General features: G+C 66.1%; 1 protein-coding gene. It reads right to left on the bottom strand.

Going from position 1 to position 660, the window contains the following annotated elements; all coding sequences use genetic code 11:
* A partial coding sequence (locus C5F44_RS17725) for an ABC transporter permease subunit (RefSeq protein ID WP_107674954.1) occupies positions 1-660 on the bottom strand: 660 nt, incomplete at both ends.

Below are 660 nucleotides of genomic sequence, written 5' to 3'. Positions count from 1 at the left end.
CGCTTCAGCTTGGGGTCAAGCGCGTCGCGCAGGCCATCGCCCATCAGGTTGATGGCCAGCACCGAAACCAGAATGGCCAGGCCGGGGAACGTCACCACCCACCAGGCGCGCAGGATGAATTCGCGCGCTTCGGCCAGCATGGTGCCCCATTCCGGCGCGGGCGGTTGCGCGCCCATGCCCAGAAAGCCCAGGGCGGCCGAATCCAGCACGGCCGAGGAAAACGACAGCGTCGCCTGAACGATCAGCGGCGCCAGACAGTTGGGCAGGATGGTCTTGAACATCAGCCGCAGGTTGCCCGCGCCGGCCACGCGGGCCGCGGTCACATATTCGCGCTGCATTTCCGACATGACGGCGGCACGGGTCAGCCGGGCGAAATGCGGCTGGTAGACAATGGCGATGGCGATCATCGCATTGGTCAGGCCCGGCCCCAGCACCGCCACCAGAACCAGCGCCAGCAGAAGCGACGGGAAGGCCAGGATCACATCCATCACGCGCATGATCACGCCATCGACCCAGCCGCCGAAGAACCCGGCCAGCAGGCCGATGACAATGCCGCCGACCAGGGCGATGGAAACCACGACAAAGCCGATGAACAGCGAATACTGCGCGCCGAAGATCAGGCGCGAAAGGATGTCGCGGCCCACGGCATCGGTGCCCAGA

Origin of the sequence: Fuscovulum blasticum DSM 2131 (assembly GCF_003034965.1) — a bacterium.
Taxonomy (GTDB): Bacteria; Pseudomonadota; Alphaproteobacteria; order Rhodobacterales; family Rhodobacteraceae; genus Pseudogemmobacter; species Pseudogemmobacter blasticus.
Note: the sequence above shows the minus strand (reverse complement) of the source record. Positions and strands in the feature narration are given on the sequence as shown.